General features: G+C 66.6%; 8 protein-coding genes. All 8 read right to left on the bottom strand.

The window, feature by feature from the left end; all coding sequences use genetic code 11:
- Window positions 1-785 (bottom strand): ParB/Srx family N-terminal domain-containing protein (locus LV82_RS07065; protein ID WP_146065137.1); only part of this gene is annotated, 785 nt, incomplete at its 3' end.
- A gap of 407 nt (window positions 786-1,192) precedes the next feature.
- Entirely contained in the window at window positions 1,193-1,621 is a 429-nt protein-coding gene (locus LV82_RS07060; protein ID WP_104070257.1) for a DUF6362 family protein, read from the bottom strand.
- A complete protein-coding gene (locus LV82_RS07055) occupies window positions 1,618-1,824 on the bottom strand; it encodes a hypothetical protein (RefSeq protein WP_425427739.1) in 207 nt (68 codons plus the stop codon). Before LV82_RS07055 ends, LV82_RS07060 begins: the two co-directional genes overlap by 4 nt.
- Window positions 1,821-2,342 (bottom strand): crossover junction endodeoxyribonuclease RuvC, encoded by a 522-nt coding sequence (locus LV82_RS07050; protein WP_211289172.1) that lies wholly within the window; start codon window positions 2,340-2,342, stop codon window positions 1,821-1,823. The genes LV82_RS07055 and LV82_RS07050 overlap by 4 nt, the downstream gene beginning before the upstream one ends.
- Before the next feature lie 356 nt (window positions 2,343-2,698).
- On the bottom strand, window positions 2,699-5,110 hold the full coding sequence (locus LV82_RS07045; protein ID WP_245873096.1) for an AAA family ATPase: 2,412 nt from the start codon (window positions 5,108-5,110) through the stop codon (window positions 2,699-2,701).
- Window positions 5,062-5,820 carry a PD-(D/E)XK nuclease family protein gene (locus LV82_RS07040; RefSeq protein WP_104070256.1) on the bottom strand — a complete coding sequence of 253 codons (759 nt, stop codon included), beginning with the start codon at window positions 5,818-5,820 and terminating at the stop codon, window positions 5,062-5,064. The genes LV82_RS07045 and LV82_RS07040 overlap by 49 nt, the downstream gene beginning before the upstream one ends.
- Window positions 5,820-6,020: a DUF6511 domain-containing protein gene (locus LV82_RS07035; protein WP_104070254.1), complete on the bottom strand. Its 201-nt coding sequence runs from the start codon at window positions 6,018-6,020 to the stop codon at window positions 5,820-5,822. The genes LV82_RS07040 and LV82_RS07035 overlap by 1 nt, the downstream gene beginning before the upstream one ends.
- A 224-nt stretch (window positions 6,021-6,244) precedes the next feature.
- The gene (locus LV82_RS07030) at window positions 6,245-7,921 is read right to left on the bottom strand and encodes a DEAD/DEAH box helicase (protein WP_104070253.1); all 1,677 of its coding nucleotides are present in this window, start codon (window positions 7,919-7,921) and stop codon (window positions 6,245-6,247) included.
- Window positions 7,922-7,925 lie beyond the last annotated feature (4 nt).

Below are 7,925 nucleotides of genomic sequence, written 5' to 3'. Positions count from 1 at the left end.
GCGGCATCCTCGGTGATCGCCTCGGCGACAGCCGCGGCGATGAAGTCGTCGTAGAGCTCCGCGCCCTGCGAACTGTCGTCCCAGGTGACGCCGTAGGATTGCGACCAGTCCTTGTTCCGGGTCGGATGGTTCGAGCCGTCGTAGTCGACGAGATACGGCGGGTCGGTGGCGAACAGCACCGCGCGCTCGCCGTTCATCAGGCGGCGGACGTCCTCATGGTTCGTGCTGTCCCCGCAGAGCAGCCGGTGATCGCCGAGGATCCACAGATCGCCGGTGCGCGATACCGGATTGCGCGGCGGCTCGGGGATGGTCACCGGCGGCACGGAGCCCCCGGCGCCAACTTCTTCTTCACCGTCCCCCTCCGGCACGAAGGCCAGCAATTTGTCGAGTTCGCCATCGGAGAAGCCGACCAGCGACAGGTCGTAATCGTCGGCCAGCAGATCCTGCAGTTCCGCCGAAAGAACGGCTTCGTTCCAGTCGCCAAGTTCGGTCAATTTGTTGTCGGCCAGACGATAGGCCCGCCGCTGCGCCTCGGTCAGATGCCCGAGCACGATCACCGGGGCCTCCTTCAACCCCAGTTGCGCGGCGGCCAGCACGCGGCCGTGGCCGGCGATCAACTCCCCGTCGTCTCCAACAAGACAGGGCACGGTCCAGCCGAATTCGGCCATGCTGGCGGCGATCTTCGCCACCTGGTCGGCCCCGTGCACCTTCGCGTTTTTGGCGTAGGGCTGAAGCTTTGACAGCGGCCACATCTCGATCCGCTCGGGGGCGAAGCTCAGCGTCATGGGCGGTGTTCCGTGAATGGTGGTGGATTCCGGCGGGGTGGACACCGGATGCCATGCTGGACTCCTCGCAGGGTCCAGCGGCGTCCGGGGTATCCGGCCGGAAGGCCAATGTTTATTGGGGTTTGCGCGGGGTGCGGGTGGATCCGGATTCCGGGTGGCTTCCCAAAAAACCGGCCCTGTCGCTGGCGATATTGCGCGCCAAGCCCGCCAGCATACGTATCCGGCCCAGAAGGAACCAAGTTTTCAAAGGGTTAGCGGATTGGACCCCATCTGGACCCTTCGGGGAACCACGGAAGCCAGCGGCTCGGGCCGTCCCGCGCGGGCCTCTCCCGAGGATACCTGATTTCTACCCCGGAAGAGCCGTTTTTGTCTCATCGAAAACTGTCTGCCAGACAATTTTCCATCCGCTACGCGCCGCGTGCGAGGCGGATCAGCTTGCGCTTGGATAGCTGTCGGTTGACCGGTTGCCGATTCAACGTCAGCGCGATGATCGAGAGCCCGTAGGCCCAGTGCTGATGTGCCGCCGCCCGTTGCAGGCCCACGGCGTAGCAGATTTCCTTCCAGCGCTCGCCATGCGCCTTCATCCAGACGATCTTGCCGTCGATGGGTTCGAGGCAGCCGGTCCAGGTCAGCGTCTCCTCCATCCGGCTGATCGCCTGCGGCGAGGGCAGCACGCGCATCTGCTTGGGCTCCTGGCCCACCTTGTCGGCAAAGCTGTGGACGATCTCGGGCCAGGTCGAGAAATAGCCACGCCGGCGCGGGTCCGGTAGCCGTCGCAGGATCAGGGCCGCTTCCGCGAGCCGTTCCTCCACGAGGGCTGGTGTCCAATGGGTCATCGTTTGTCCTCCGTCTTGTCGAGGCGCGCGCCGTAAAGACGCTCGCCGAGTTGCCGCACAAGTTCACGCTCAGGCCAAGTAAGCCGTTGGTCGTCAAGGGAAACTGCCAGCAGGCCTTGCTTCCGCCAGCCGTCGCGCTTGACCTCATCGGGGTCGCGTCGCCGCCCGCCATAGCCCGGCGGTGTGAAGCGCATCGCCTTCATGCCACCCCTCCCTTGGTCTCGATCGCCCACATGAGGATTGCGATGGCATCGGCCTCGTTGTCGTCGGCCGGGCTGAAGCCCCGGGCACGGGCAGCGTCGATCATGGCGTGCTTCGGTGCATTGCCCTTGCCGGTTGCGTGGCGCTTGATGGTGCCCACCGGGACGCCCTCGTAAGGCACGCCTCGTAGTTCGGCCCATGCGGTCAGGGTGGCCATGAGCCCGCCGTAGACATGCGCCGCGTCGGTGCCCGCGTGGCGACGGACTTCCTCGAACCAGATCGCTTCCACTGGGCCGGACAGCCGATCGATCTCGCTCAGCCAGTTGGTGAAGCGCAGATACCGCATGCCGCCGCCGTCGAAGCGGCCGGGGCGGAAGCAGACCGTGCCGGTGGTGATCAGCCCATCATGGCCGCGCAAGGCCCAGCCGGTCGTGGTGCCCAGATCGAGGGCAAGGATGGTGCGTGACGGCGGATTCAAGGTTGCGCCGGGCTCGACGCCGGACAGAGTCGTATCAGCCATGGGTGGTCTCCTTTTCTGGTGGCTGCTCGGGTGGAAGACGACGGCGGTTGATGCTTGGCGGTACCGGCCGCCGTCGTCGGATTGATGGACGGGGAAAGTCAGAGCCCCCGCGCGCGGATGCTCTGCTCCGTATGGATGGGGGCCAAACCTTCAGGTTGGCCCCCATACGGAGTATGGGGGTTCCCACTCTTCCTCATCCGATCCTGACAAGTCTCTGTTTTCACGTTTCTTTCTCCCGTTTTGGATGACAAAGGGGCATGACAGAGGCCTTTGTCATCGTCATCGCCAAGTCGTTGATTTCATTGGGTTCATGACAAAGGTATGAGGATGACAAAGGCCTTTGTCATATGACGAAGTCACTCATCGAGCCCCTCCGGATAGACCCAGACGGCAGGGTTCTCGACCTCCCTGGCGCGCCCGGAATGGGGGCATTTGAAATGGGTCGGCAGTACCGGTTCGCCCTCCGCCAGGACCTCCCCGGTCTCGTCATCGACCACCGGATCGCGGCCGAAGCGCATGCCCTCCACGCAGAGGTAGCCGAAGTGTGATCGCGTGGCGGGGTAGCCATGTTCGGCCAGATCGCGACGGAACTTCACGAAGCCCTTGGTCGCCAGCACGCTCAGCCGGTCGCGGATGGTGTATTGACTGCCCAGACCGTGCTGGTTCTCGAAGGCCGCCCCGAACTGGGTGGAGGTGTAAAGCCGTCCCTCGGCCGCCTCATCAAGCAACAGAGCAAGGATCACGTCCTGTTTCCGAACGCGTTCGGCATCGAACTTCGCGCCCTGTTCGGCGCGCACGAGCCGCTCGTTCATCGGGTTGACCTCGACCCACTGGCCCTTGACTTTGTCGACGAGCTTGGGCTTCAGCGCCGGGCCGTTCCTGAGCTCGATCTCCAGCTTCCGCTCCGATGCCTCCTCGTCCGGCCGGTGCAGGATGAGCCCCGTCGTATAGAAGCCCCTGAGCGCGCTGGCGCCGGAAAGCGCCAGGAAGGGATCCTCCTTCACCTGGTGCTTGGAGAGCTTCTTGGTGTGGTGGACGAGGATCACACCGCAGTCGGGGTTGACGTGGTCGCGCAGCACCTCGACGCGGTCCTTGAGGAAGAACATCATCGCGGCGTTGTCGTTCTCGCCCCCACCATCCGGTCCGCCGTCGAAGAGGTTTCGGATCGGGTCGATGCAGAGGATGTCGAGCGGATCGTCGGGGAACGCAGCCCGGACCGCGGCGGCCACGCGGGCGCTGCCCTCGGCATCGAGCAGCATCTTCAGCTTCGGCGGGACGACGAGGTTGTCGCGCGCGGCGGCGATCAAATCGGGTGGCAGGCCGATCTGCTGCATGCGCTCGCGCAGGTAGTGATACTGGATCTCGGCCTGCAGGTAGAAGATGCGCAAGGCCCGTGGGGGCGTGAAACCGAGGAAAGGCACACCGGCGGCCATGTGCACGAGCCAGGCGATCAACAGATCGCTCTTGCCCACCTTGGGCGCGCCGCCGAGCACCAGCAGTCCTCCCGGCGTCAGCACGCGCGGGCCGATCAGGTCGGCGGGCATGGGGCTCGTGTGGTCGAGCAGCTGCCCCAGCGTGAAGGTCGGCATCTCGTCGGGTGCGGGAGCGGCGCTGTCGAGCCGGACGAGCGGCGGCCCGTGGCGCTCGACATGACGCGCCCAGAGGCGTTCGGATTCCCGCTTGAGGCGCTCCACCGGCCACTGGGGCCGCAGCATGGCGGCGTTGTAGCCGCAGATCGCCTCCCAGCCCTCGCTCTTCGACAGGCGGCCCTCGTGGACCAGCCGGATGAAGTAGCCGATGGCCGCCGAGGCACCTTCGAAGCGCGACCAGTCGTCGGCACCGCCCGCGCGCACCGGAGTGACCAGCACCTCGTCCACGGCGGGCTTGTCGGGCGTGGTGAAGTCCGGCGTGAGATTGACATCCGGCGCCGGCGGCATGTCGGTCACCGCCTCGGCGAACTCGTCGAGATCGCGCTCCAGCCGCGCGTTCAGTTCGACGATCCGCACCAGCGTCTTGAGGCTGTTCTTGTAATAGACCGAACCCGCCACGCGGATCGGCTGATGCGCCGAGCGGAAATGCATGTCGCCCCCGACCTTGGCGGCAATGTCGCCCCGCAGGCGCGTCACACGGGCAATGTCGCCGCCCTCGGCCGGCTCGGTCAGCTTCCACCAGACATGCGCCTTGCGCTGGCCTTCGGGCGTGATGCCGCCGCTTTCCACCACCATGGTGGGCGGGCCGAGATGGCGTTCGAGATGGGCGCGTTTGGCGGCGATGTCGCCTGTGTCAATGTCCACGACCACGGCCTGCATCTGCGCCACGTCGACGGCCTTGGCCTGGCCGGCCTCTGCCACCGTGCCGGGGATGACATAGACCGCCGCCCCCTCGCGCGCGGCCCAGTTCGCGAAGGTCGCCATCTTCTCGGGCGCCGTCTCATCGGCTGTGATCCAGATGTTGTGCGGGCGCCCGTCGATCCCCTGGCCCTTGTCGATGAAGCTGCGCACCGGGATCAGCCCGTCGCAATAGCCAAACACCACCTCCATGAAACTTGCGATCTGCTCGGGGTCCGGCTCATCGCCGAAGGGGTCGATCTGCGGCGCCGCGTCGTTGAAATCGCGCCAGGGGTTGAAATGGACGAGGTTGGCCCTGGGCTGATCGGGCGTGGTGTCGTCACGCATGTCGGTATCCTCTTGCGCATCGGGCGGATCTTTGGGGGCGTCGGTCATGTCGGCAGGCTCCAGCAGCGTGTCGAGAACGGGCAGAAGCGGCATTCGAAGAAGTCGCGGTTCCGGGCCATGCGCGGCAGCAGCTCGCCCGCGTCGGTGGCCCGCAGGATCCGCACGCCGCGATCCGACATGCGCTGCGCGAGATCGGCGTCGAACGGCACCAGCTCGTTGTGCAGCTCGGCGGTGTCCTTGTTGATCGCGGTGAAGAGCGCGGGACTGGCCGAAATGCCAGGCACCGTCGCTTCCATGTAGGCCTGGTAAAGGGCGATCTGCGCGGCATAGACGGGCTTCGAGGCCGCAACGCCGTCCTTGACGCAGGCGCGCCAGTTCTTCGCGTTCATGGTCTTGCACTCCCACAAGCAGGGGGTGCGTAGACCAATCGCGGCGGGGGCGCCCATGACGATCCCGTCGACATGGCCACGGATCCGCCCGCCGGCGACGGAAAAGCCGAACTGGCCGCCGTCACGCTTCCGGGTGGCGAGATCGAGCCCGGCGGCGCGCAGCCACTTGACGGCGAGATCCTCGAGCGCGTGACCGATCGCGAAGATGCGCAGCGACCGGCCCGAAAACTCCTGGCCCTCGTCCTTGGGGGCATGGGCAAACTCGAACTGCAGCGCACGCTCGCAAGGCTGCCCCAGCCGGGAGGCGCCGAGATAGTCGCGCGGTGGGGTCGCGGCGCGCTCCGCCTCGAGGGAGGCGTCGACGGCCGCGTTGATGCGCTCCGCAATGCTGGGGCGGTGGTTGTAATCCAGCATCAGAACGGGATCTCCGACTCGGCGGTGATCTCGGCCATCTCGGTGCGGAAAGCCTCGATGGTGATGACGATCAGCCGGTGCATGTCGTTCTGCGTCAGCTGGCCCAGCGGCCGGTCCCAGCCGATGCGCTCCATCTCGGGGGCGAGCGAGCGCATGACGGCGGGCAGCGCCTGTGTTTCCTCCTCGGTGAAATCGACCATGCTCAGTCCTCTCTTCGCTTTGCGGGTGAAGGCCGCCTGGCAGCACATGGAGCAGAACCAGCGGCGAGTGCGGGTTGGACGCGGACGGTTGGGATCGAACCAACCGAAGCCGCGGGTGCGGGATGTGCAGACGGCGCAGAGCACCGGGCGCGGGTGCCATAAGCGATCAAAGCCCGGTCGATCCGCAGGCGATGCGGGCGGGGGTGGGACTTGCGCGACATGGCTCACGCGGCCCTCCGTTCCGGGGTGGCGGCGGCCTGGACCAACTGCCGGATCGCGCGCTTGTTGAAGCGAAAGGAGATCAACGCCGAGGCGTGGTAGCGGGTGAGCCCGTAATCCTGGCGCGCGCTCGGCGGCAGGTATTGCAGCTGCTTCTCGGTCGGCGCCTGCCGCAACCAGCCCCGGGTCTTGAAGGCGCTCTCGTCGCTTTCATGCGCGTTCAGCCAGTCATCGGCCTGCGCAAGGCAGACCGCGCGCTCGCCTATGCCGAGAAGCCGGGGCTGCGCCCCGCGCCGGCCACCGACGGCATACCAGAGCCCGTCCAGCCAGAAGATGCCGCCCCATGCGTTGAAGCCCGTGGCCATCAGCGCGGCCTCGTCGCCGAAGAGATCGACCCACTGGAAACTCGACCGCTTCAGCAGGTCGATCTCGGTCATCACTATGCCCTCGAGCGCCTCAATGCCGCCCTTTTCCTTCGGTTCGACCAGCAGCGCGCCGCAGAGCGGGCATTCGCGCGCGCCAAGCGGGATCTCGGCCTCGCAGTCCGGGCAGGTCTTGGTGGGCGCCATGCCGCTAGCCTCGCAGCCGTCGAGGTCCACGTCCTGTTCCAGTGTGCCGTGCATCAGGCTCGACGTCCCGAAATCCAGCACCACGCAGTCGGTCTTGACGATGCCGGGATGTTCCTCGGGGTCGACCGTGCGCAGGCCGCGCCCGACCATCTGGATCATGGTGGACTTGCAGGAACTGGGGCGCAGCAGGATCACGCAGGACGTGGGCGGGTGGTCGAAGCCCTCCGTGAGCACCGCGACGTTGACCAGCACGGCGATCTCGCCCGAGGCGTAGGCGGCGAGGATGTTGCGGCGCACGTCGGAGGAAAGCTCGCCATGGATCAACCCCGCCGGGATGCCCGCCGCGTTGAAGGCCTCGGCGACGTGGGCGGCGTGGGCGACGGTGGAGCAGAAGACGATGGTGGGCCGCCCGGCGGCCTTCTCGCGCCAGTGGCGGATCACCTCTTCGGTAACAGGGGCGCGGTCCATGATCTCGGCGACCTCGGTCATGTCGAAGTCGAGGGCGGTCTTGCGCACCTTCTGCAGCTGCGCGCGCACGCCCACGTCGATCACGAAGGTGCGCGGCGGCACCAGGTGGCCCGAGGCGATCAACTCCCCCAGCCGGACCTGATCGGCGACGTTGTCGAAGACCTCGCGCAAACCCTTCCGGTCCCCCCGGTTGGGCGTCGCCGTGACGCCGAAGATGCGGGCCTCTGGATTGGCGTCCCGCACCCGGTCGACGATGCGGCGGTAGCTGTCGGCAATCGCGTGATGCGCTTCGTCGATCACCAGCAGGTCGAGCTGCGGCATGGCCTCGAGATTGGCGGGGCGGCTCAGGGTCGGGGCCATGGCGAAGGTGACCTGGCCGGACCAGTCCTTCGTGACGGCATCGACCACCGAGGTGGAGATATCGGGATTGACCCGGCCGAACTTCTCGCGGTTCTGGGCCGTCAGCTCGTCGCGATGGGCCAGAACGCAGGCCTTGGCACCGCTCTCGACCATCTTGCCCGCGACGGCCGACAACATGATGGTCTTGCCCGATCCGGTCGGTGCGATGCCGAGTGTGTTGCCGTGGGTCGAGAGCGCAGCGAGGCTGCGCTCCACGAAGAGTTTCTGGCGGGGACGAAGGCGCATGGGC

It is taken from the genome of Albidovulum inexpectatum, assembly GCF_002927635.1.
Taxonomy (GTDB): Bacteria; Pseudomonadota; Alphaproteobacteria; order Rhodobacterales; family Rhodobacteraceae; genus Albidovulum; species Albidovulum inexpectatum.
Note: the sequence above shows the minus strand (reverse complement) of the source record. Positions and strands in the feature narration are given on the sequence as shown.

What these genes read in the sequence shown, in the direction of transcription:
- LV82_RS07060 (WP_104070257.1), bottom strand. Translation starts at nt 1,621, where the DNA reads ATGACCCATTGGACACCAGCCCTCGTGGAGGAACGGCTCGCGGAAGCG.
- LV82_RS07055 (WP_425427739.1), bottom strand. Translation starts at nt 1,824, where the DNA reads ATGAAGGCGATGCGCTTCACACCGCCGGGCTATGGCGGGCGGCGACGC.
- LV82_RS07050 (WP_211289172.1), bottom strand. Translation starts at nt 2,342, where the DNA reads ATGGCTGATACGACTCTGTCCGGCGTCGAGCCCGGCGCAACCTTGAAT.
- LV82_RS07045 (WP_245873096.1), bottom strand. Translation starts at nt 5,110, where the DNA reads ATGCCGCTTCTGCCCGTTCTCGACACGCTGCTGGAGCCTGCCGACATG.
- LV82_RS07040 (WP_104070256.1), bottom strand. Translation starts at nt 5,820, where the DNA reads ATGCTGGATTACAACCACCGCCCCAGCATTGCGGAGCGCATCAACGCG.
- LV82_RS07035 (WP_104070254.1), bottom strand. Translation starts at nt 6,020, where the DNA reads ATGGTCGATTTCACCGAGGAGGAAACACAGGCGCTGCCCGCCGTCATG.
- LV82_RS07030 (WP_104070253.1), bottom strand. Translation starts at nt 7,921, where the DNA reads ATGCGCCTTCGTCCCCGCCAGAAACTCTTCGTGGAGCGCAGCCTCGCT.